General features: G+C 44.8%; 19 protein-coding genes. 12 read left to right on the plus strand and 7 right to left on the minus strand.

Annotated elements, in window-relative coordinates; genetic code table 11:
- From lpxA to tilS, 6 genes are all read left to right on the plus strand, one after another.
- Window positions 1-771 carry an acyl-ACP--UDP-N-acetylglucosamine O-acyltransferase gene (lpxA, locus tag E5672_RS01945; RefSeq protein WP_136780680.1) on the plus strand — a complete coding sequence of 257 codons (771 nt, stop codon included), beginning with the start codon at window positions 1-3 and terminating at the stop codon, window positions 769-771.
- Between the two features lie 2 nt (window positions 772-773).
- On the plus strand, window positions 774-1922 hold the full coding sequence (gene lpxB, locus E5672_RS01950; RefSeq protein WP_136780681.1) for a lipid-A-disaccharide synthase: 1149 nt from the start codon (window positions 774-776) through the stop codon (window positions 1920-1922).
- Window positions 1915-2487, plus strand: coding sequence for a ribonuclease HII (gene rnhB / locus E5672_RS01955; protein ID WP_014997575.1), 573 nt, complete (start codon window positions 1915-1917; stop codon window positions 2485-2487). The genes lpxB and rnhB overlap by 8 nt, the downstream gene beginning before the upstream one ends.
- A 4-nt stretch (window positions 2488-2491) precedes the next feature.
- The gene (gene dnaE, locus E5672_RS01960; protein WP_136780682.1) at window positions 2492-5956 is read left to right on the plus strand and encodes a DNA polymerase III subunit alpha; all 3465 of its coding nucleotides are present in this window, start codon (window positions 2492-2494) and stop codon (window positions 5954-5956) included.
- Window positions 5957-6024: 68 nt separating this feature from the next.
- Window positions 6025-6981 carry an acetyl-CoA carboxylase carboxyl transferase subunit alpha gene (gene accA / locus E5672_RS01965; protein WP_014948567.1) on the plus strand — a complete coding sequence of 319 codons (957 nt, stop codon included), beginning with the start codon at window positions 6025-6027 and terminating at the stop codon, window positions 6979-6981.
- 262 nt (window positions 6982-7243) lie between these two features.
- A complete protein-coding gene (tilS, locus tag E5672_RS01970) occupies window positions 7244-8569 on the plus strand; it encodes a tRNA lysidine(34) synthetase TilS (protein WP_136780683.1) in 1326 nt (441 codons plus the stop codon).
- 119 nt (window positions 8570-8688) lie between these two features.
- Here tilS and E5672_RS01975 read toward each other — a convergent pair whose 3' ends face one another.
- Window positions 8689-9588: a GGDEF domain-containing protein gene (locus E5672_RS01975; RefSeq protein WP_136780684.1), complete on the minus strand. Its 900-nt coding sequence runs from the start codon at window positions 9586-9588 to the stop codon at window positions 8689-8691.
- Between the two features lie 263 nt (window positions 9589-9851).
- On the opposite strand from E5672_RS01975, the gene E5672_RS01980 reads away from it, so the two are divergent.
- Window positions 9852-11819, plus strand: a complete 1968-nt coding sequence (locus E5672_RS01980) for a monovalent cation:proton antiporter family protein (protein ID WP_136780685.1) — start codon at window positions 9852-9854, stop codon at window positions 11817-11819.
- Between the two features lie 47 nt (window positions 11820-11866).
- Here the strand turns inward: E5672_RS01980 and E5672_RS01985 are convergent, their stop codons facing one another.
- Entirely contained in the window at window positions 11867-12094 is a 228-nt protein-coding gene (locus E5672_RS01985) for a hypothetical protein (RefSeq protein WP_136781038.1), read from the minus strand.
- Window positions 12095-12418: 324 nt separating this feature from the next.
- Between E5672_RS01985 and tadA the strand changes: the two genes are divergently transcribed.
- Window positions 12419-13042 (plus strand): tRNA adenosine(34) deaminase TadA, encoded by a 624-nt coding sequence (tadA, locus tag E5672_RS01990; RefSeq protein ID WP_136780686.1) that lies wholly within the window; start codon window positions 12419-12421, stop codon window positions 13040-13042.
- 100 nt (window positions 13043-13142) lie between these two features.
- Here tadA and E5672_RS19840 read toward each other — a convergent pair whose 3' ends face one another.
- Together E5672_RS19840 and mltF are read right to left on the minus strand one after the other, a co-directional pair.
- Window positions 13143-13298 carry a hypothetical protein gene (locus E5672_RS19840; RefSeq protein WP_014997583.1) on the minus strand — a complete coding sequence of 52 codons (156 nt, stop codon included), beginning with the start codon at window positions 13296-13298 and terminating at the stop codon, window positions 13143-13145.
- Between the two features lie 279 nt (window positions 13299-13577).
- Window positions 13578-14981 carry a membrane-bound lytic murein transglycosylase MltF gene (gene mltF / locus E5672_RS01995; RefSeq protein ID WP_136780687.1) on the minus strand — a complete coding sequence of 468 codons (1404 nt, stop codon included), beginning with the start codon at window positions 14979-14981 and terminating at the stop codon, window positions 13578-13580.
- A 176-nt stretch (window positions 14982-15157) separates the two neighbouring features.
- On the opposite strand from mltF, the gene purL reads away from it, so the two are divergent.
- Complete coding sequence (gene purL / locus E5672_RS02000) at window positions 15158-19045, plus strand: phosphoribosylformylglycinamidine synthase (RefSeq protein WP_136780688.1); 3888 nt, start codon at window positions 15158-15160, stop codon at window positions 19043-19045.
- A gap of 260 nt (window positions 19046-19305) precedes the next feature.
- The gene (locus E5672_RS19845; RefSeq protein WP_012517588.1) at window positions 19306-19446 is read left to right on the plus strand and encodes a hypothetical protein; all 141 of its coding nucleotides are present in this window, start codon (window positions 19306-19308) and stop codon (window positions 19444-19446) included.
- 157 nt (window positions 19447-19603) lie between these two features.
- On the opposite strand, the gene smrA is transcribed toward E5672_RS19845, so the two are convergent.
- The 3 genes from smrA to E5672_RS02010 form a co-directional block, all read right to left on the minus strand.
- Window positions 19604-20191 carry a DNA endonuclease SmrA gene (smrA, locus tag E5672_RS02005; RefSeq protein ID WP_136780689.1) on the minus strand — a complete coding sequence of 196 codons (588 nt, stop codon included), beginning with the start codon at window positions 20189-20191 and terminating at the stop codon, window positions 19604-19606.
- A gap of 151 nt (window positions 20192-20342) precedes the next feature.
- Entirely contained in the window at window positions 20343-20468 is a 126-nt protein-coding gene (locus E5672_RS20070) for a hypothetical protein (RefSeq protein ID WP_258312595.1), read from the minus strand.
- A gap of 481 nt (window positions 20469-20949) precedes the next feature.
- Window positions 20950-21189, minus strand: coding sequence for a helix-turn-helix domain-containing protein (locus tag E5672_RS02010; protein WP_136780690.1), 240 nt, complete (start codon window positions 21187-21189; stop codon window positions 20950-20952).
- A gap of 87 nt (window positions 21190-21276) precedes the next feature.
- Here E5672_RS02010 and E5672_RS02015 point away from each other — a divergent pair, with 87 nt between their 5' ends.
- Both E5672_RS02015 and E5672_RS02020 read left to right on the plus strand, forming a co-directional pair.
- Window positions 21277-21702, plus strand: coding sequence for a hypothetical protein (locus E5672_RS02015; protein WP_136780691.1), 426 nt, complete (start codon window positions 21277-21279; stop codon window positions 21700-21702).
- A 19-nt stretch (window positions 21703-21721) separates the two neighbouring features.
- Window positions 21722-23095, plus strand: a complete 1374-nt coding sequence (locus E5672_RS02020; protein WP_136780692.1) for a HipA domain-containing protein — start codon at window positions 21722-21724, stop codon at window positions 23093-23095.

Below are 23095 nucleotides of genomic sequence, written 5' to 3' on the forward strand. Positions count from 1 at the left end.
GTGATCCATCCTACTGCGGTAATTTCAGAAAGTGCAAAAATTGGTGAAAATGTCACTATAGGTCCATTTTGTGTGGTAGACGATAACGTCACCATTGGCGATGGCTGTATTCTGAAATCACATGTGGTGGTACGCGGCCCAACGCGTATCGGTAAAAACAATAAGTTTTATCAGTTTTCTTCTATCGGTGAAGACTGCCAAGATAAAAAATATGCTGGCGAACCAACTGAGCTTGTTATTGGCGATGACAACGAGTTTAGAGAAGGGGTAACTGTTCACCGAGGCACCATTCAGGACAACAGTATTACCATTATCGGCTCTCGTGGTTTATTTATGGCTAATGCGCATATTGCCCATGACTGTGTACTTGGTGACGATATAATTATTGCAAATAACGTTGCTGTTGCAGGTCATGTCCATATTGACGATTTCGTTATTGTTGGTGGCGCTACAGGTATTCATCAGTTTTGCAAAATTGGGGCGCACGCCTTTTTAGGCGCTGGTGGTATTATCCTAAGAGATGTGCCTCCATTTGTTATGGTAAGTGGCCAGAAGAATATTCCTCAGGGAATCAACTCTGAAGGCTTAAAGCGCCGTGGTTTCTCAAAAGAGGAAGTGCTAGAGATAAAGCGTGCATATAAAGCAATTTATCGCGAAGGCAATACCATCGATGAAGCGTTAGAAAAGTTAGCGAAACCAGCGGATGAATTCAATGGTGTAGCACTTATGGTGAAGTTCTTACAAGACTCGAAGCGAGGCATTATTCGCTAATTATGTCTAAACCAATTCGTATCGGCTTGGTTGCCGGAGAGCCCTCTGGTGACATCCTTGCCGCAGGAATGGTTGCCGAGTTAAAACGCCAATACCCAGATGCTATTATTGAAGGTATTGGCGGTTCAAATATGATAGAGGCGGGTTTCCATAGTCTATTCGATATGGAAACCTTGTCGGTTATGGGGCTTGTTGAAGTTCTCTCCCATCTACCTGCCATCTTGAAAGTTAAAAAGCAGCTTCTTGCTCACTTCGAGCAAAATCCGCCTGATATTTTTGTGGGTATTGATGCGCCTGATTTTAATCTAAGAGTAGAAAAAGCGCTTAAAGCACGCGGTATCAAAACCATGCACTATGTAAGCCCTACCGTGTGGGCATGGCGTGAGAAACGCATTCACAAGATAGCGAAAGCGGCTAATCGCGTATTGGGGTTGTTCCCTTTCGAACAACAGGTATACGACAAATACAACGTTCCCTATACCTTTGTGGGGCATACCATGGCTGACGCTATAGCCATTGAGCCCGACCAAAATGCGGCAAGACAGGCATTAGGGGTAGATAGTCAAGCTAATGTATTGGCTGTTCTACCCGGTTCACGAAGGGGGGAAGTAGATACGTTGCTTCCCGTGTTTCTGAAAACCATCGAAGCTATTCATGCTAAACGCAGTGACATTCAATTTCTTATCCCTGCGGCAAACGAGCATCGTCTTTCGCAAATTAAAGCACTATTGCTTGAAGCTGATAATGCTGAAGCACGCTTACCCATTCAGGTAACCCAAGGCACTTCTCGAGATGCCATGATAGCGAGCGATGTTATCTTACTTGCATCCGGGACAGCCACGTTAGAAGCTATGTTGTGTAAGCGCCCAATGGTAGCCGCTTATTTACTTGCACCGCTTACATATAAAATTATGCAGCGCTTGTATAAAGCGCCGTTCTTCACTTTGCCAAACTTATTGGCTGATGAGGCAATTATTCCTGAATTACTTCAAGATGAAGTAAACGCAGAGAATATGAGCAATCAGTTACTTAACTTCTTCGAAAGTGATAATTCTGCGCTTATTTCCCGTTTCACCGATCTCCACCATACGCTAAAATGCAATGCTGATAAAACAGCAGCAAAAGCTGTCGTGGAGGAATTGTTTGCATAAGTTAATTGCCGGTGTTGATGAAGTAGGGCGTGGCCCTTTAGTTGGAGATGTGGTTACTGCTGCGGTTATACTAGACCCAGAAAACCCCATTGAAGGGCTAACCGACTCTAAAAAGTTGAGTGAAAAGAAACGTGTAGCCCTTGCTCAAGAGATTCGTGAGAAGGCGCTTTACTGGAATATCGGTAGAGCAAGCCCTGAAGAAATAGACAAGCTTAATATACTGCACGCTACCATGCTCGCCATGATCCGAGCGGTAGAAGGCCTGCCAGTAAAACCAGATTTTGTGCGTGTAGACGGCAACCGCGTCCCAGCTTGGAATTTTGAGTCTGAAGCGGTAGTGAAAGGTGACAGCCTACACGCTGAAATTTCAGCGGCTTCCATTATTGCCAAAGTAGAGCGAGACAACGATATGATTTCGCTTCACGAGGCTTACCCGCAATATAACTTTGCCGGGCACAAAGGTTACCCTACAAAAGCACATTTTGAAGCTATCGCCGAATATGGCATCTTAGATTGCTATCGCAAAAGTTTTAAACCCGTAAAAGCGCTACTCGAAGAGAAATAACATCATGTCATCGCCATTTATTCATTTACGTGTTCACAGCGACTTTTCGATGATGGACGGCCTGAATAAGGTTAAGCCTATTCTAGGTAAAGTGGCCGCGCTTGGCATGCCTGCCGTGGCGATCACCGACCAAATGAATATGTGTGGCTTGGTAAAATTCTATTCCGAGGCACATAATTTAGGTATCAAGCCCATAATTGGCACCGATTTTTGGGTGACTAATGAAGCTTTTGGCGATGAACCTTTCAGACTTACCCTCATTGCGATGAACAACGAAGGGTATAAGAATATTACTATTCTTATCTCCAAGGCCTACCTTCGTGGACATTTGGCACACCGTGCGGTTATCGATCAAGCATGGTTAGCAGAGCATAGCGAAGGCGTTATTGTTTTATCGGGCGCACAGCACGGCGATATCGGCGTAGGTTTAATGAAAAATAACGCCAAGCTTCTTGAAGATGCGCTTGAGTTTTATCAAACCCATTTTCCCGACCGGTTTTATTTAGAGCTTATTAGAACTGGTAGACAAGGCGAAGAAGATTATTTACACCATGCGGTAGAGCTTGCTGAGCAGCGCGGTTTACCCGTGGTTGCCACTAATGAAGTATGCTTTATTGACCAAGAGGGTTTCGACGCGCACGAAATTCGAGTGTGTATCCACGATGGCTATACGTTAGATGATAACCGTCGCCCTAAGCGCTATAGCGACCAGCAATATCTGCGCACAGCAGAGGAAATGGTTGAGCTATTTAGCGATATTCCAGAAGCCATAGAAAATACGGTTGAAATTGCCAAGCGCTGTAACGTTACTGTTCGGCTAAATGAATATTTCTTGCCACAGTTTCCAACCGGCGGTATGACCACCGAAGACTTCTTGGTTAAGGTGTCTGAGGAAGGCTTGGAAGAACGTCTAGAATTTCTATTCCCCGATGAGGAAGTGCGCAAAGCCAAACGCCCAGAGTACGATGACCGACTTCGCATTGAGCTTGAAGTTATCAACCAAATGGGGTTCCCGGGCTATTTCCTTATCGTTATGGAGTTTATCCAGTGGAGTAAAGATAACGGAATTCCGGTAGGGCCAGGGCGTGGTTCAGGTGCGGGCTCACTGGTGGCCTATGCCTTAAAAATTACCGACCTAGATCCGCTTGAATTCGACTTGCTATTCGAACGTTTCCTGAACCCAGAACGTGTATCAATGCCCGACTTCGACGTCGACTTCTGTATGGACAGACGAGATGAGGTAATCGACCACGTTGCTGAGCTTTACGGACGTCAGGCGGTATCGCAGATCATTACGTTTGGTACCATGGCGGCAAAAGCGGTAGTACGCGATGTTGGCCGCGTGCTTGGTCACCCATACGGCTTTGTAGACAGGATCTCAAAGCTTATTCCGCCTGATCCAGGCATGACGCTTGAAAAGGCGTTTAAAGCAGAGCCACAGCTGCCAGAAGTTTATGAAAGCGATGAGGAAGTGAAAGACCTTATCGATATGGCGCGAATACTTGAAGGGGTTACCAGAAACGCTGGTAAACACGCCGGTGGTGTTGTTATTGCGCCAACCACAATTACTGATTTCTCGCCTTTGTATTGTGATGACGAAGGTAAAAACCCCGTAACCCAGTTCGACAAAAACGACGTTGAAACGGCGGGCTTGGTAAAATTCGACTTCTTAGGTCTTCGTACGCTGACTATTATTCAGTGGGCGATAGATATGATCAAAGAAGGGAAAAACGTTGATGTAGATATCAGCGCCATTCCGCTTGAAGATCCTAAGAGTTTCAGAACCCTTCAAAACGCCGAGACAACTGCGGTATTCCAGCTGGAATCTCGCGGTATGAAAGAACTAATTAAGCGCCTTAAACCTGACTGCTTCGAAGATATTATCGCACTGGTGGCCCTGTTCCGTCCGGGCCCGCTGCAATCAGGCATGGTAGATAACTTTATTGACCGAAAGCACGGACGTGAAGAAATTTCCTACCCCGATGCAGAATATCAGCACGAGTGCTTGAAAGAAATTCTAGAGCCTACCTATGGCATTATCTTGTATCAGGAACAGGTAATGCAGATAGCCCAGGAAATGGCGGGCTACTCACTGGGCGGCGCTGACTTGCTTCGTCGTGCTATGGGTAAGAAAAAGCCTGAAGAAATGGCCAAGCAGCGCGGCACGTTCGCCGAAGGTGCCAAGGGCAATAATATTGACCCGGACCTTGCGATGAAAATCTTCGACTTGGTAGAAAAGTTCGCGGGTTACGGGTTTAACAAATCTCACTCTGCCGCTTATGCCTTGGTGTCTTACCAAACTTTGTGGCTGAAAGTGCATTATCCAGCGGAATTCATGGCTGCGGTAATGTCGGCAGATATGGATAACACCGATAAAATCGTGACGCTTGTCGATGAATGTGAGCGCATGGGCATCGAAATACTGCCGCCAGATTTAAATGCGGGTAAATACAAATTTACCGTCGATAGCGAAGGTCGCATTGTTTACGGTATCGGTGCGATTAAAGGGGTAGGTGAAGGCCCGATTGAAGCGATTATTGAAGCGCGGGAGACCCAAGGGGCATTTAAGGATCTTTTTGATTTCTGCGCCAAGATAGATATTAAACGGGTAAACAAGCGAGTGCTAGAAAAGCTTGTATTAGCGGGAGCAATGGACAACTTAGGCCCCCATCGCGCAAGCCTTATGGCGAGTTTACCCGAGGCCCTTGCCGCCGCTGGACAGCACGCAAAAGCCGAGTCTTTTGGTCAGTCAGACATGTTTGGACTACTGACTACCGAGCCAGAAGACGTGAAGCAAGCGTTTGCCGACGTCCCTGAGTGGCCTGAGAAAGTATGGCTAGAAGGTGAGAAAGATACCTTGGGCTTGTACTTAACCGGTCACCCCATCAATCAGTACGCGGAAGAACTGCGTTATTACACCGACGGTCGATTAGTTGATTTAAAACCAACCAATAAAGATCAAATGGCCAGTGCAGTAGGATTGGTGCTTGGCGTGCGTGTAATGACGAACAAGCGGGGGCGTCGCTGGGCCATAGTGACACTGGATGATAAGAGTGCCAGAATAGACGTACGTTTCTTCCCCGATATGTACGAGCAGTTCGAAAGTGTGTTAGAAACTGACAGAATATTGCTTATAAAGGGACAGGTCAGCTTTGATGATTTCTCTGGGGGCAATACAATCACCGCCCGTGATGTAATGGACATTGTTCAGGCACGAGAGAAAAACGCGAGAGCGCTGGCACTAAATATTGATACCCAGTTGCTTGAACCGAAGAAAATGAGTCAGATGCAATCTATCCTGCAGGCATTTAACGGCGGAAGTTGTCCTGTTCAGTTAGCGGTAACCCATCCAGACGCTGAAGTAACCCTAGCGTGTGGTGCAAGATGGTACGTTACCCCTGAAGACCAACTTTTGCACGATCTCAAACAATGTTTGGGAGACAAAGCCGTTTCAATTCTCTACCATTAAGGGTAAGAGTTCGATAGATTGGACATCTCGCGTTTGCATAGACGAGCGTAGTACGAATAGGACATGAAATGAGTATACAGTTTTTGGACTTTGAACAGCCAATAGCCGAACTAGAAGCAAAAATTGAAGAGCTTAGGTTGGTGAATCAAGGTGGCGAGTTTGACGTTGGTATTGAAGAAGAAATCAATAAGCTTCGCGGTAAAAGCGCAGAGCTGACCAAAAAGATCTTTTCTGATCTTGGTGCATGGCAAGTTTCTCAACTTGCTCGTCACCCAATGCGTCCATACACGTTAGATTACATTCCTCGTATTTTTACTGAATTCGACGAGCTTGCTGGCGACCGCGCGTTTGCTGACGATAAAGCGATTGTTGGTGGTCCAGCAATGCTAGATGATCAGCCTGTGATGATTATTGGTCATCAGAAAGGTCGTGATACCAACGAAAAAATTAAACGTAACTTCGGTATGCCTAAACCTGAAGGCTACCGTAAAGCCCTGCGTCTTATGAAGATGGCCGAGCGTTTTAACATGCCTATCATCACTTTTATCGATACGCCGGGAGCGTATCCAGGTGTTGGTGCTGAAGAGCGCGGCCAAAGTGAAGCCATCGCGAAAAACCTATTTGAGATGGCTGAGCTTACTGTTCCAATCGTGTGTACCGTAATCGGTGAAGGTGGTTCAGGTGGTGCACTAGCGATTGGTGTTGGCGATCGCGTTAATATGCTTCAATATTCTACGTACTCGGTTATTTCACCAGAAGGTTGTGCGTCTATTTTGTGGAAAAGCGCAGAAAAAGCACCACTCGCTGCTGAAGCGATGGGCGTAAGTGCGCCACAAATTAAAGAGCTAGGCCTGATTAACAGTATTGTTGAAGAGCCTCTAGGTGGCGCCCATCGCGACCACAATGGCATGGCGGCTAATTTGAAGGCCGTGATTAAGCAGCAGCTTAACCAGCTTAAAGAGCTAGATAAGACTAAGTTAATGGAAGAGCGTTACCAACGTTTAATGTCGTTCGGTTATTGCTAAGCTCATTAAGAAAACTAGCATGAAAGGTGCATTTAGCCGTTATTTACAGCTGCGTTCTATCAGTTTAAACGCTTGCTATAAAAACTAGCGAGCGGCGGCTTAATTCATGTTGGTTCATGTAGTGTCGCATAAGAACATGGGGGTTGTTTACCATAGGTAACCAACCCCTTTGTGTTATTAGAAAGTGTGTTATTAGAAAGTCAGTGCTAAGCCAAGTACCCCTAATAGAAATTAAGTTGAAAGAATAAGGTATTACCGGTCTGTGACCCCTCTACAATCCCCAACAATCGAACATATCGTCAACCGCATAGCGACATCTCTCACTGATGTAAAGCTACCACTTCAAACGCCACTCGTCGTTGCTTACAGCGGTGGTGTGGATTCCACCGTTCTGCTCCAAGCCGTTATTGCGTATAGGGAACAGTTTGATAGCCCAATTCATGCTGTACATGTACATCACGGTTTAAGTGATAATGCCGACGACTGGGCTCGGCACTGTGAACTGCAGTGCAGACTAGACGATGTTGAATTTCATCAGTATAGGGTCGCTGTTGATACCAGTTCACGAAAAAGTCTGGAAGCTGAAGCGCGTAAAGTTCGATACAACGCACTCTTAGAAGTGTGTGAGCAAATTGGCGGTGTGCTGTTATTAGGGCAACATGCCGAAGATCAGCTTGAAACCGTATTACTTCAGCTTAAACGTGGTGCTGGCCCACAGGGATTGGCTGGTATGGGAGAAGTGCAGTACCGAGGTGATACATTGATCATGCGACCCATGCTATCCCTAGAGAAAGCCGACATTATTGCTTATGCCGAAGAGGAAATGTTGCAGTGGGTAGAGGATGAATCTAACCAGCAAAACAGCTTTGACAGGAATTTCTTAAGAAACGAAATAATACCTCATTTGCTTGAGAGGTGGCCTAAGTTAACCAAAACCGTGGGGCGCAGCGCCGAGCTTTGTGCTGAGCAAAGTGCACTAGTCAGCGATTCTGCACAGCAATATTTTGAAGATTGTAAACATTCAGATTTAAGGCTAAACGGACCAAAGCTCGCTGCATTGTCGTTACCGTGGCAGGCCATGGTGATTCGTGCTTGGTTTAAGTCACAAGGCCGGCTGTCGCCCTCAAAAGCACAAACAGACCAAGTGCTTGCTATGCTAAAAGCAAAGCACGATGCAACCCCTGAAGTTAATTTTAAATGGGGCAGGGTGATTCGTTTTGACCACGACCTTTATTGGGTGGTAAACGCCACCCATGATATTCCGCAAAGCCTTGAACTGGCGTTAGGTCAAGATATCCCTCTTTCTTGGTTACACGGCAATATTAGGGTCACATTATCAGACCAGAAAAATGGCGATAAGGCTTCTTTGCAAACCAATGCTCGCAACCTAAAAGTAAAGCCCGAAAATGCGAGCGTGTCTAAGCTGTTGAAAGAGTGGTTTAAAGTTTGGCGTGTACCGCGATGGGAGCGTAATAGCGTGCCGGTTATTTTTCTAAATGAGCAACCTGTTGCACTTATTGTTGAAGGACGCTGTGTTTATCTGCAGCCCAAAACACCTAATATAGAAATAACGTTTGAACAAGATTAAGCGAAGAGTTTCCGCGAATTTGCTATAAACAGCGAACTAGGTCGCTCGGTGGAATGTCGACGACAAAAGCATAAAAGCGGCATTTCTTTGCCGCTCTTAAAAACTTGCCCGTAGCAGAGTTATGCCGCGTGGTAGCTATTCTTACCAGAGTTTTTTACGCGATAAAGTGCATTGTCCGCACGGTCAAAAAGGCTACTCATTGTGTCGCCATCGCGGTAAATTGCGCCACCAAGACTAGTTGATACGCCTAATCGAGATAAGTAGCTCGAACTATTTATACTCATTTGAATACGCTGGGCGGCGCAAGCCAGTTGCTGCTGTGTCTGGCAATCTAGTAAGCAACAAAATTCATCGCCGCCATAGCGAAATGCTTCATCTTCATCCCGCAGCACGTTTTCTAAATGTGAAGCAACATGCACAAGCACTTTATCACCTTCACCGTGACCAAAATTGTCATTCACGTATTTAAAGTTGTCTAAGTCGATAACCAAAAGTGCGAAAGGGTCGTCGTGTCGTTGTGCCCACCCTAGCTGTCTGGTCATAGATTGTTCAAAGCCTGCACGGTTACCTAAACCTGTTAACACATCTTTAGTTGCCATTTGCTGAACACGCATTAACGATAGTGCATGCTTTACCTGTTTTCCAAATAAATCATGCAGTTGGAATAAGCTTTCCCTTTGCGATAACGATAAGGGTGAACTAATGTAATAGTAAACGTGGGCCTGTTCGCCATTAACGTTATGGGCACCTTGAAGGGGTAAATCAATCAGTGTCGACGATATTTTTGCATTACCGTACACCCAACGGGTGTCAAAGTCAGATAAGCTGAAACCAACAACCGGCAGTAACGTATTTAACTGCTGAAAATACACGCCACCCAACTCTTGAAGTTCAAGCGTAGAAAGGAGCTGTGTTACGAAGCCTGATAATTCACTGAAAGAGAGTGATTTACCTGTGCTCTCAGCAGGGTAAAAATTGTTATGTTGTGTGCTATCGTAGACTGACGTAGAAAAATCCACAGTAGTGCCCCTATACAAAATGCGTTGATATGCAAAGAAACAAGTGTCAAAGCCCTGACGTTTCTGTGGCCCTAAACGCATTTTCGCGAAATTTATGACGATCACAGCGGCAAAACTTGCCGGATCTGCATTTATAGAGGGGATTTTGCAAACTAGATGCCAACAACGTGTTTGTGGCACTAGCCTTTAGTTTAAAGCGCAAAGAAGCGTGATGTTTTGCGCTTTATTTACAGGCAGAAGTTTACGTTGCTTTAGGAGGTAGAGTGGGAACGAGTTTTTTAAATATCGTGATATTGATGTTTATATCGGTATGCGCGGTGGCCTTATTTAAACGTATACATCTTCCACCTATTCTTGCTTATCTCTTTGCCGGCGTAATAGCGGGACCGCAGCTGCTGTCCGTGTTCGCTCACCCCGAAGAAATGCACCTGCTTGCTGAAGTGGGCATAGTATTTCTACTCTTTTCACTTGGTCTTGAGTTTTCACTACCTAAGTTGTTAGCAATGCGCTCACTAGTGTTCGGTGTAGGACTCGGGCAAATGGTGTTTACCACGGCAGTGTTTACCAGTGTTCCTCTGTTTTTAGGGATCTCAATGAGTGCGTCCATCATAATAGGGGGAACGCTTGCGCTAAGTTCTACTGCAATTGTAATTAAGCAAGCAACCGAAATGGGCATTCTGAATAACAGGCGTACTCAGCTAGCGGTAAGTATTTTGCTTTTCCAAGACTTAGCGGTAGTTCCATTTCTTATCGCTATTCCTCTTTTAGCCCAGACTGGCGAGGTAAGTATCGCGCTGGCTTTAGGCGAAGCATTGCTAAAGGGTGTGTTTGTCATTGCATTTCTAATGTCAGTAGGTAAGTGGTTACTACCTTGGGTGTTTAGAGAAATCGCAAGAACAAGGACTGATGAGTTGTTTGTTCTAACCACAATTTTAATTGCCCTCTTGGCGGGCGGGCTCACTTATTACTTCGGGCTGTCCATGGCGTTAGGTGCCTTTTTGGCGGGAATGATGTTGGGGGAGAGCCAATACAAATATCAACTTGAAGCCGACATTCGCCCGTTTCGAGATATTTTGATGGGCTTATTTTTCGTTACCGTGGGTATGCAGTTAGAGCTCACCGTACTATGGAACAGCTTGTTTGAGATTATCTTTGGCGTTTTTGCGCTAATGATAGTTAAAGTCATCTTAGTGAGAGCTGCATCTTTGCTAGTGAAAACCGATGCAATAGATGGCTGGTCTGCTGGGGTTAAACTTTGCCAGATTGGAGAGTTCAGCTTTGTTATTGCCGCACTTGCGACAACCCACGGTGTATTAACTTCAGAGCAATCATCGCTGATTGTATGCATGGGTGTAATCAGTATGGCGTTAACGCCTTGGCTTATGAATAACAGCGTCACCATAGCTAAGCGCATTGTTAACAAAGATATTTCTTTTGATGACGGCGCGACCTTCGGCGATGCCGAGCCCTTGTCTAATCATGTCATTATTTGTGGGTTTGGGCGCGTTGGCCAGTCGGTAGCTCGTATGCTTAAAATGGAGGGCATTCATTTTGTCGCCATAGATATGGACCCTGTTAGAGTACACGAGAGTCGAAATGCAGGAGAACCCGTTATTTTCGGTGATGCGAGTCAAAAAGATATATTGCTTAATGCCAATGTAGAAAGTGCAAAGCTCGTACTTGTGACCTTTGATCAGGTAGAAAAGGCCAAGCAAGTGATAACGCAGACACGCACTATAACGAACACTACTGATGTTATGGTGCGTACTAAGCGAGATTATCAATTAGAAAGCTTGTACAACGCAGGCGCTAACCAAGTAGTACCCGAATTACAAGAAGGCAGCTTAATGTTGGTATCGCAGGTGCTGCATTATGCAGGCGTACCGATGTCTCGTATTTTGAAGCGGGTTCGGGCTGAGAGAAAAGGTCGCTACGATCACATGCACGGCTTTTACCCGGGAGAAACCACAGAAATCACCTACGGTACAGAAGACAAGTTAGAATTTATCCATGCTGTGGTGTTGTCCGAACATGCGTCCTGTATTGGCAAAGCCATAAAAGATATTGATTTTTCGAGAATGCGAGTGGCGATTAAAGGGTTAAGGCGAGATGGAAATGAAGTTAAAGACCCTGACGAAGACGCTATTTTGCAAGCTCATGACGTACTGGTGATTGCGGGTAAGCCGAGACGGGTAGAACGGGCTGAGCGCAAGTTATTAGAAGGAAGCTAGCGCGCAGTTATATTTGCGCGCTTATCGAGTAATAAGTGTGAAGTGACTTATGCTACGCGGTCGCTTTCCAAATCTGCAAATTGCTTTTTTAAGTCGTAGCGCTCGTCTGTCACTATCTTCTCAAGCACAGACACACGCTCTTTAAGTTCTGCAATTTCGGCTTTGTAGGCTTCGGTTTCTTTGTTGCTAAGTTTCTTTTTACTTTTGTCTTTTGCACTTTCGACAATGGTAACTAACGCCCAAGCACAAATGGCTACTATTGCAATCGCTGTCATGTCCATGGTGGTATCCCTCACAAATGGCTTTAAAAGAGTGTAGGTGAAAATTTGGTTTGTTGCCTAATTCACCCAGTATTTTGTCAAATACGTATTGGTAATAATTACTGCATTGCTTCAAGTACTATAGCGGTTATCTAATATGGTTTTTAGTAAAAAATGTAACCAGTTAAGTCCTTCACACCAGCAGTGTTATAATGAGAGATTGCAAGTAGGTTGCCAAGTGACAAAAGTCATTACTTTCTAATAAGTTAGAATGTTTACCTAAGCTAATACAAAATAAATGTTAACGAATTTCACCAAGTAAAGTAGCAAAATTGACGAATGAGTGACCAAAATAGCAACTGTCCAACATTAAAATCTGACCTCGACGCTGAGTACATGCAAGAAAAAGACGCCGCGCGAGAGCCGTTGACTGAAATCGCAATAGAAGACAAGGCGGCAGAAGAAGACGTAAAGTGGATGAAACATGCGTTAACGCTTGCCGATAAGGCTGAATCTATTGGGGAGGTACCAGTCGGCGCCTGCGTGGTTTTAAACGGTGAACTAATTGGCGAAGGCTTTAATACGCCGATAACGGATAATGATCCCTCCGCCCATGCTGAGCTTCGGGCTGTTAAGGCAGCGGCGTCTGCTGTGCAAAACTACCGCCTTATTGATGCTACTTTGTATGTTACCTTGGAGCCCTGCTCAATGTGTGCAGGTATGTTAGTACATGCGCGGGTAAAGCGGGTGGTGTTTGGCGCAAAGGATGCGAAGACAGGCGCTGCAGGGTCGGTCATGAACCTTTTACAACATCCTGCGCTTAATCATCAAGTTGAGGTTGTATCTGGTGTGTTAGCTGAAGAGTGTGCTAATAAATTGTCTGACTTTTTTCGCAAGCGCAGGAAAGAAATAAAGGCTGCCAAAAAGGCGAAAAGACTGCTAGAGGGTGATGCTTCAAACTAATGTTTTACGTTACCGCCTGAAGAAGTGCTTAATAGAGTAATTCGCCTATTTGGTTTGTCGCTTTAGTTTCAGCCAGTGAAACCAGTTGCTGTAGAAAGTTTTAGCTTGGTGTGCGGGTTAACTGAGTGAACATATCGCTGGTAACAAATAGCTTACGGCGTTGAAGTACTTTTTGGTGACAACGCTTAAGCATAAGTCTGCGTCTATTGTTGTTTTTCAATTTTATTCCTTTTTTCATAAATCGATTTTTTTTCATTTATTTTCCTTTCTCGTATTGTGGGCATCATTGATTTTTGCGACCACTTATTTCTGTCATGCAAAGCTTCTTCTTTTGAAGTAATACTCCTGATTTTTGCAAGAATGCTTTCAAAAGCGAGCGTCTTTAAAATGCATAAGTGCTTCGAGAGCTAGCCATTATTGAGAAAAATAATTGTTCTGAGAAAGTAAGTCAGTGTCTGACTAACTTTTTTTAAGGGTACATTATAAAGATGACATCGAAATGACAGTTTTCAAGAGAAAAGCTAGACGAACAGCATCAAATTTTTCCCTGTTCGTCTAGCCATACTAAGCTGTCGTAGTAACGACGAATGTTTTCAACGTATTGCAACGCTTCATCGCCTCTAGCATAACCATAGCGCGTAGTGCGGTAATATTTCTTTTGCCTTAATTGTGGCAAGCGGCGCTTTACGTCCACCCACAAGTCCGGGTTGCCCCCTTGTTGTTCGGTAAGCACCCGGGCGTCTTCTAGGTGCCCCATACCGATGTTATACGATGCCATGGCCATCCAGGTTCTATCAGGCTCGCTTATTCGTGCGGGTATGCGATTGAGCAAACTAGCAAAATAACGAGATCCGCCGCGAATACTTTGTTCGGGGTCGGTCCTGTCATCAACATCCCAGTCACTTGCGGTATCGAGTGTTAACATCATTAGGCCCCGAACCCCAGTTCTTGAAATGGCGTCACTATCCCAATGACTTTCTTGATAACTCATGGCAGCGAGTAATCGCCAGTCTAAATCACCGGCATATTGTTGAAACAACGCTTTATATTGCAATAAGGCGGTTTCAGCGGCGTAGTTGAATGCGCGACTGTCCACATAGTCAAATTGGCGAATATGGCCAAAATACTTGTCCTCTAATACCGTAAACCAGCCTGATTGATGTACCGTACCAAAGTACTCAATTAGCGCTGCTTTCACCGAGTCGTCTTGATTTAACGGAAGGGCCCATGCCATCGGCATGTCTTCATCAAGTGTTTTGGCTACGGCGAGGTTAGGGTAGCGTCTACGTTGCAATGCTAAACGGTTGCTGTCGGCCACCGTATAAGCAATGTCACCATTAGCAACCTGTTGCAACAGTTCTTCAGAGTCTGAATCTTCAGTAGTAATGATGTCGGTTTTTACTGAGACATTTTCATTATCTGTTTCCTTATCGCCAAAACCTCTCAGTAAATCTGAAAGAAGGTGTGCTTGGCTGCTACCTGCAACTGCAATAATAGGTGCATCGAGCTCTAGTAAGTCTCTGGGCCTTGATGTGCCAGCCTGAAATACGAGTTCTTGCTGAACGTGTTGATAAGCCGGCCCGTAAGCGAAGCGGCTTTTAAGCGATGGCGTCACTGCATCGCCAGTTGCGACAATGTCTAGGTTACCTTCTTCTAATTGTTCCAGCATGACTTCATAGCTGTAAAACGGGTACAGGTCGAGTGTTACGCCAAGGTAATCGGCAAAACCCGCCAGCAATTCATATTCAAAACCTTGTGGGCCTTCCGCGCCGTTATAAAATGTCCCTGCACCATAAACGGTTCCCACGCGGATCGATTCCCGTTCCAACAATGAAGAAAGGGCAGTGGGAACGGAAGGAACGCCACAGCTCATAACAGCAATAGATAATATGATTATTAATTGTAGTTTTAATCGTTTTTTATAGTCTTGTGACTGCATAGACCTTTACTTGTTGTCATTAAACCATCTAAGTTTAAAAAAAAGTTCATGTAAGCGCGTTATGAGGTTACTTACTGTGCATAATTACTCTATAATCCGCGCCGAAATACTCATCAATCCAAGAGGCAACGCGTCGCATTGGTGGTCGTTGTTTCTAACAAACCAGGTAAATCAATATGTTGGTCCTTCGAGGCGCTCCTGCACTATCAGAGTTTAACCAAACTAAACTGATTGCAAAGCTGGGTCAATCCGGCGTTAGGGTTAAAAACTTATATAGCGAATATGTTCACCTAGTCGATTCCCAAGGTGACTTGTCTAAGCAGCAAATAGAGATACTTGAAAAGCTGCTCACTTACGGCCCCGCGAGGCAAGCACAAACCCCTTCTGGAACCTTCTTCCTCATTACTCCTCGCCCCGGCACTATCTCTCCCTGGTCTTCTAAAGCCACCGACATCGCTCACAACTGCAGTCTAAAAAATATCAACCGCATAGAACGTGGTTGTGCGTTTTATATCGAGACAGAAAACGCTGTGAGCGAAGACGACTTTGCGCTTATCGCTAGTTTCTTACACGACAGAATGACTGAGTCAGTGTTTATTAATACTGAACAGGCGGCGGTATTATTCGCGCACACCGAAGCGAACACTTTTACCAGTGTAGATGTGTTAGGCGAAGGCAAAGACGCGCTAGTTAATGCAAATGTGTCGTTAGGCCTTGCATTGGCTGATGATGAGATTGACTACCTGTTTGATAGCTTTACTAAGCTAGGCAGAAATCCGACTGACGTTGAACTTTATATGTTTGCGCAAGCAAACTCTGAACACTGCCGCCACAAAATTTTTAACGCTAGCTGGACCATTGATGGCGAGGACCAAGAGAAGTCGCTGTTTAAAATGATTAAAAACACCTACGAGTTGTTGCCTGATCACGTGTATTCAGCTTACAAAGATAACGCAGCGGTAATGGAAGGATGGCAAGCAGGTCGCTTCTTCCCGAACCCGCAGTCACACCAATACGAATACCATCATGAAAATATTGATATTTTGATGAAGGTAGAAACCCATAACCACCCAACGGCAATTTCACCTTTCCCAGGTGCGGCAACCGGCTCTGGTGGTGAAATCCGTGATGAAGGTGCAACCGGTCGTGGTTCAAAACCTAAAGCGGGCTTGGTTGGTTTTACCGTATCTAACTTGCGTATTCCTGGTGCTGAGCAACCGTGGGAATTCGAATACGGCAAGCCACAGCGTATTGTAAGCGCTCTTGATATTATGCTTGAAGGTCCACTAGGTGGCGCTGCGTTTAACAACGAATTTGGTCGCCCTGCGCTACTGGGTTATTTCCGTACCTTTGAGCAAGAAGTCAATAGCTTTAACGGTGTTGAAGTGCGCGGCTATCACAAACCGATTATGTTAGCTGGTGGTTTAGGTAATATTCGTCGCGAGCATATTGAAAAAGGCGAAATCACGGTAGGCGCTAAGCTTATTGTGCTTGGCGGCCCCGCAATGAACATTGGTCTTGGCGGCGGTGCAGCCTCATCAATGGCATCTGGCCAGTCAAACGAAGATTTAGACTTCGCTTCAGTACAGCGAGACAACCCTGAAATGGAGCGTCGCTGTCAGGAAGTGATTGATGCATGTTGGCAGCTAGGGGATAACAACCCTATTCAGTTTATCCACGATGTGGGCGCAGGTGGTCTTTCAAATGCACTGCCTGAGCTGGTTAATGACGGTGGCCGCGGCGGTAACTTTGAACTTAGAAAAGTATTGTCAGATGAGCCAGGTATGACACCTTTAGAGCTATGGTGTAACGAATCTCAAGAGCGCTATGTTTTATCTGTCGCGCCTGAAAATATGCCAGTGTTCGAAGCAATTTGTGCCCGCGAACGCGCGCCGTTTGCTGTGGTTGGTGAAGCCACTGCCGAGCAGCACCTCAACCTGAACGACAGCCAGTTTGACAACAAACCTATCGATATGCCTCTTGATGTACTTTTAGGTAAACCGCCTAAAATGCATCGCGATGTAAGCTCGACCAAGGTAAGCTCTCCAGCACTAGATGAGGCTGGCATTACACTAAGTGATGCAGCAAATCGCATTTTGTCTTTGCCTACCGTGGCAGAGAAAACCTTCCTTATCACCATTGGCGATCGCTCGGTGACCGGCCTTGTAAGTCGCGACCAAATGGTTGGACCATGGCAGGTGCCTGTGGCAGATGTGGCGGTAACCGCAACAGCGTTTGATACCTATCACGGTGAAGCTATGTCGATGGGCGAACGTACGCCTGTTGCATTACTATCGCACGGCGCGTCAGCGCGTCTTGCTGTGGGTGAAGCGTTAACCAATATTGCAGCAGCAAACATCGGCGATATTAAGCGCATTAAACTGTCTGCAAACTGGATGGCAGCAGCTGGACACCCAGGTGAAGATGCTGGTCTTTATGAAGCGGTTAAAGCCGTGGGTGAGGAGCTTTGCCCAGAGCTAGGTCTAACCATTCCTGTGGGTAAAGACTCTATGTCGATGAAAACCGCATGGAATGAAAACGATGAAGATAAAGCGGTGACTTCTCCGCTGTCACTCGTTATTTCAGCCTTTGGTGCCGTAAAAGATATTCGCAAAACCCTAACGCCTCAGCTACGTACTGATAAAGGCGCAAGCCGCTTGTTGCTGCTAGATTTGGGCGAAGGTAAAAATCGCTTGGGCGCTAGCTGCTTGGCACAAGTCTATACTCAGCTTGGTGATAGCCCTGCAGATGTGGTTTCTGCTACCCGTCTTAAAGCCTTCTTTGATGCCATGCAGACGCTAATCGAAAAAGGCTTGGTGTGTGCTTATCACGACCGTTCAGACGGTGGCCTGTTTACCACCGTTGCTGAAATGGCCTTTGCTGGTAAAACAGGTGTAAGCATTAATCTTGATAGCCTAGTTGGAAACGACATTGCCGTATTGTTCAATGAAGAACTAGGTGGCGTAATCCAAGTGCTTGAAAGCGATATGGATGCCGTTAAGGCAGTACTGACTGAATTCGGTTTAACTGAATTGACGCACGATATCGGTACGCTTAATAGCACAGACATGATTGAGTTTAGTCGTGATGGCGTTGCTGTACTTGCTGACAGCCGCGTATCAATGCGTACGACGTGGGCACAAACTACCTATGAAATGCAGAAACTTCGCGATAACCCTGAGTGTGCTGAACAAGAACACGCTGCAAAGCAAGATGCTGCTGACCCAGGTTTGCATGCTGCGTTGTCTTATGATGTAAACGATGACGTAGCAGCGCCCTATATTGCTAAAGGCGTTAAGCCAAAAGTGGCGATATTAAGAGAGCAGGGTGTTAATTCACATCTAGAAATGGCGGCTGCATTTACCCGTGCAGGCTTTGATGCTATCGATGTACACATGAGTGACGTGTTGGCGGGTCGCATTACCCTTGAACAGTTTGCCGGTCTTGCGGCTTGTGGCGGTTTCTCTTACGGTGACGTGCTGGGCGCAGGTGAAGGTTGGGCGAAATCTATATTGTTCAACAGCATGGCTCGCGATCAATTCGAAGGCTTCTTTAACCGTAACGATACGTTCAGCTTAGGTGTGTGTAACGGCTGTCAGATGCTATCGAACCTTAAATCACTGATTCCAGGTACTGAGCATTGGCCACATTTCGTGACCAATCAGTCGGCGCGATTTGAAGCTCGTGTTGCTATGGTTGAGGTTATGGAGTCTAACTCTGTGCTGCTTGATGGCATGGCAGGTTCGCGTATGCCTATTGCGGTGTCGCACGGTGAAGGTCAGGCTGAATTTGCTAATGACAACGCGCTATCACAAGTAGGCGCGCAGGTGGCGATGCGTTACGTAGACAACTACGGCAAGCCAACCATGCAATACCCGGCGAACCCTAATGGTTCACCGCAGGGGATCACGGGTCTAACTTCACTAGACGGGCGAAGCACTATTATGATGCCGCACCCTGAACGTGTATTTAGAGCGGTAGCAAACTCTTGGCGTCCAGACGATTGGCAAGAAGATGGCGCGTGGATGCGTATCTTCAGAAATGCCCGTAAATTTGTTGGGTAATAAAACACGCTTATTTTTACTAAAACAGGGGGAAACCCCTGTTTTAGTCAGTAGAAAAATACTGTTTAATAAATGCACATACCATAAATAGGCGTCAAAGCTTTGGCAAAGTGTCAAAAATCTGATTTTTGCCCTTGTCATCAGTTTGTCACTGATCTATTGTAGTGCAAGCAGGGAATGCGATTAGGTTACAGGAGTTGAGTTAGGGTTGTACCAGTGAATGGCATCTGCCAACTGGTTTTAATAATAAGAGACGACCAATGAATCGTTCTTCAAAAGGGTTTGGCTTAACCGGAGTGGCTGTAGCTGTAGTGCTGATGTTCGTAACTGCTGTTTTTAGCACATCTGCGAAGTCTGCCGAAGCTCCAACAACGCTAAGTGTGCTGTCTTCAGTTAAGTAGTCTGAAAGAAAAATTCTAACGCCCGTATCAAGTTACTTGATACGGGCGTTAATCATTGGGGCTATGAAAAAGTTTTTGGCGTGTTACGTTTTAAAGAAAAACTTAAAACGAGACGAACCAAATGCACAGCCGAAGCCTGCAAAACTTGTTTATTATTTTATCCTTTCTTATTTTTTTCTCTGTTAATCAATTTCTGCTGCGGATGCTTTTTCAAAAGCACATATGTAGCACCAAACCCGCCGTGCATGGGTTGCGCAGTATGATAGGCAATCACTTCATCAAGTTCACGTAGCCAATGATTTACATAGCTTTTCTTTAATGCTGGAAATGGCTTACTATTTTCACCCGTTCCATGTTTTATGAGCAGGGCACGAACCCCACGTTCGTGGCTTGACTTAATGGTGCTATAAATTAGGTCGCGGCTTTGCTCTAGAGTCTTTCCTGATAGCGTTAAATTGGTTTCCAAAGGGTATTTACCAAGACGCAGTTTTTTAAACACACCATCTTGTATACCTGGCTGCTGGAAATGTATAAAGTCATCAGGAGGTACTGGCTTTACACCTTCCATGCTCAGTGGATTAGCGAGTTTCTCGCGAACGCTTAACTTTATAGCTGCTCTTTTTTGTTTTTCGGCGAGCGCCTTCTCAGGGTCGTGTAAAACAGCCTTATCATCTGAAGCGATAGGTTTTACATCTTGCATCTCTGCAAAAAACGAATCGATATCGTCGTGTTCAAATTGGCTCATGTTAACCCCCACACTAACTTCTATATTGCTCTTTATACGTTATTTTGTACCTGATGGTCTATTGTAAAGCATTCATACTGCGGGGCAGTAACGCTAGGCTTCGCATCGGCAATTGTAATTGAGATGGGGACTATTTTTAAAATTTCATCGTTTAGAAAATAGCGCCGGGCTCAGACAATGCCTCAATGGCAACCCATTCTTCTTCCGTGAATACTGAGTCATTAGGTGTTTCAGCATCGTCGCCGGTTTCTTCAGTTGGGGGGAAATCGAAAGTCATACTGCTCTCCTGTTTTAAAGAGTATTGCCTAATTCGATTAAATTACAACCAAAGTAGAAGAAATAAAAATGACGACAGGGGAACAAGTGTATAAGAAGTTTTACTTAATTTTGAGTTTCAGCTAGCCAGAATGGCGTCCCCAGCTGGAATCGAACCGTTAATATGGGCTGATTTTCTCATTACTGTGTATGTGTGTATATCATCTTCTTAGACACGCTTCATTTTGCATCTCAATTAAATATGCATGAAGTTGCGTATTTATTATCTCATAGAGACAGTTTTAAATATATTCTCAAAAATTAACTTTCAATTTTCTTTGGAAGTTGCTGCTTATTATGAGGGCTAGTGCTGAATAGTGATTGGTTTTGTGGTCGGGGATTTAACGAATTCAAAAGTAACTAGTAGATAATTTAGAAAACCACAAACTCCAAGCTTTGCTGAGTTGCACTAGCTCATAGTGGGGCCATAAAACTTTAGATGACTACTTTTGAGATTTTAGCAACTTGAGTCCCTCTTCAGGACTTACCCCTAAAGCTTCGCAGTAATCTACATACTCGGTGATTTTTAGCGCACGTTGTTGTGTCTCAACCTTGTTTACAAATTGATGGGATTCATTAATAAGTGCAGCGAACTGACGAACCGTCAATCCTCGCTCTTTTCTTGCATTTATGAGCCATTTTATCAAAGCCTCATAACGCGACTGGTTTATATGCGTAATCATAGCTGCATTATGAGGCTATTGCCTTTTGTCCCCAATTTGGGGACAATGGGTCCGCGAACTAAAAATCGACTTAATATACGAGAAGCGTTGCTATCTGGCGAATTCCCAATCACAGGAAGGTTTTTAGTAATAGAGATTGGTTTACCCAGTGAACGAGGGATTGATTTAATGTTGAAAAGACTCAACTCAGATTGTGATATAACTCCGGATGGCTGGTCGGCTTATAAACTCACGAGTAGCCATGGTGCTGTGCATTACCATATTTTCAGTTTTATCAATGGCAAGAGTCTTTGGTCTAAGAGGATCGACATTCAAAATGACATACAAGAGCTAAATAATTTCTTCATTTGGAAAAACGAATCAGTAGTCGCTTCTAAACTAGAGAAATTAAAGGAAGGTAATATAAAAAAACTTCAGGAAGTTGACTTATGCAGGACTTTAGAAAAGATGCAAGAGCAATGGTCTAAAGTCGAAAAAGTTCGATTGAAAGATGAATTAGATGCATTAGCATAACAAGGTCGCAAAGTAATTGATGACCAATCCTAAATTAAGACAAGAGATCGCAGAGGGACAGGCACTAGCCAATGAGCCATATACGTTTGATGTCTACGCTGAAAAGCAGAAAGTAGGTGTTTTAACATTTAGTTCGTCGACGGAGTGTTCATTTAGCTATGACGAGAACTGGATTAGATGCGGGTTCGATATCTCGCCTTACATTAGAGTTGACGGTCCTATCGAAGATCGTGACGTTAACCGTTTTATCCGGAATCTCCTCCCCGAAGGCACTGGATTACGATGTCTCATCAATACATTTAATGTATCGCGCTTATCTATTTTAGAAATACTAAATCATGTTCAGGTAGAGAGCGCTGGCATTCTACATTTTGAAGGTCGTGAAATACATTCAGTACCAAGCCGCCAAGTGACTAATCAAAAGCTATGCGGACGACTAGATACATTCTCAAATGTGGTCATCTGGGGCAATCAGTTCAGATTAAATGTGGCAGGGGTTCAAAAAAAACTAAACGTACACCATAAGGGCGACGGATCATTTAGGTTGGCAAACAAAGAGTTTCCATCTACTCATATCATCAAATTTGCAGAAGAAGAGCACTCCACAATTATATTGAACGAGCTCTTGTGTATGCGTTTGGCCAAGGCCATAGGCCTTGAAGTAGCTACTGTTGAGTTACTTCGTTTTTTTGATTCACACGGAAAGTCCAAGCACAGCGCTATTTTAATTGAGAGATTCGATAGAGAGGCATTGTCCAATGGTAATGTACACAAATGCCACATTATCGATGCTTGCCAAGCTTTGAACTTGCCGCCTGAACATAAATACGAACAAATTTTTGGTCGCCACCCTGATGTAGCCCATTGCCGTGATGGCGCAAGTTTGAAGGCGCTTTTTGCTTTTGCACGCCAGCAAAATTTTTCTCATCAAAATGTAATGCAGATTCTTTCCTGGGTTCTTTTTAATCTCATAGTCGGAAATAGTGATGCTCACGGTAAGAACATCAGTTTTTTCATAGATACAACCGGTATTAGTCTGGCCCCATTCTACGATATTTTATCGATTATGTTTGAATCTAGACGAAACAAGAATCTAGATACTGATTTAGCCATGGCAATTGGTGATGAGTTTGATTCGGGCAGTATTACTGCATTTCATCTGCTCTCATTTGCTGAAGAGGTGAATGTAACCCCAACACAGCTACAAAAAGCTGTTGAACAAGTTGCTCTCGACTGCCAACTTTTTGCAACATCGGAGCTTTGTTCAGATCAATCAATGTCAAAAGCTGAATTGGAAAACTTAGATCAATTAATATTACTGATTAATGAACGAGCGGCGCATTTTCTTCGTCAAGCATCCCTGTTTGATGAGGTCCACAAAGCACTTTTATGA

The organism is Alteromonas portus (assembly GCF_005117025.1).
GTDB classification, from domain to species: domain Bacteria; phylum Pseudomonadota; class Gammaproteobacteria; order Enterobacterales; family Alteromonadaceae; genus Alteromonas; species Alteromonas portus.

What these genes read in the sequence shown, in the direction of transcription:
- lpxB (WP_136780681.1), top strand. Translation starts at nt 774, where the DNA reads ATGTCTAAACCAATTCGTATCGGCTTGGTTGCCGGAGAGCCCTCTGGT.
- dnaE (WP_136780682.1), top strand. Translation starts at nt 2,492, where the DNA reads ATGTCATCGCCATTTATTCATTTACGTGTTCACAGCGACTTTTCGATG.
- accA (WP_014948567.1), top strand. Translation starts at nt 6,025, where the DNA reads ATGAGTATACAGTTTTTGGACTTTGAACAGCCAATAGCCGAACTAGAA.
- E5672_RS01985 (WP_136781038.1), bottom strand. Translation starts at nt 12,094, where the DNA reads ATGACAGCGATTGCAATAGTAGCCATTTGTGCTTGGGCGTTAGTTACC.
- tadA (WP_136780686.1), top strand. Translation starts at nt 12,419, where the DNA reads ATGAGTGACCAAAATAGCAACTGTCCAACATTAAAATCTGACCTCGAC.
- E5672_RS19840 (WP_014997583.1), bottom strand. Translation starts at nt 13,298, where the DNA reads ATGAAAAAAAATCGATTTATGAAAAAAGGAATAAAATTGAAAAACAAC.
- mltF (WP_136780687.1), bottom strand. Translation starts at nt 14,981, where the DNA reads ATGCAGTCACAAGACTATAAAAAACGATTAAAACTACAATTAATAATC.
- purL (WP_136780688.1), top strand. Translation starts at nt 15,158, where the DNA reads ATGTTGGTCCTTCGAGGCGCTCCTGCACTATCAGAGTTTAACCAAACT.
- E5672_RS19845 (WP_012517588.1), top strand. Translation starts at nt 19,306, where the DNA reads ATGAATCGTTCTTCAAAAGGGTTTGGCTTAACCGGAGTGGCTGTAGCT.
- smrA (WP_136780689.1), bottom strand. Translation starts at nt 20,191, where the DNA reads ATGAGCCAATTTGAACACGACGATATCGATTCGTTTTTTGCAGAGATG.
- E5672_RS20070 (WP_258312595.1), bottom strand. Translation starts at nt 20,468, where the DNA reads ATGACTTTCGATTTCCCCCCAACTGAAGAAACCGGCGACGATGCTGAA.
- E5672_RS02010 (WP_136780690.1), bottom strand. Translation starts at nt 21,189, where the DNA reads ATGATTACGCATATAAACCAGTCGCGTTATGAGGCTTTGATAAAATGG.
- E5672_RS02020 (WP_136780692.1), top strand. Translation starts at nt 21,722, where the DNA reads ATGACCAATCCTAAATTAAGACAAGAGATCGCAGAGGGACAGGCACTA.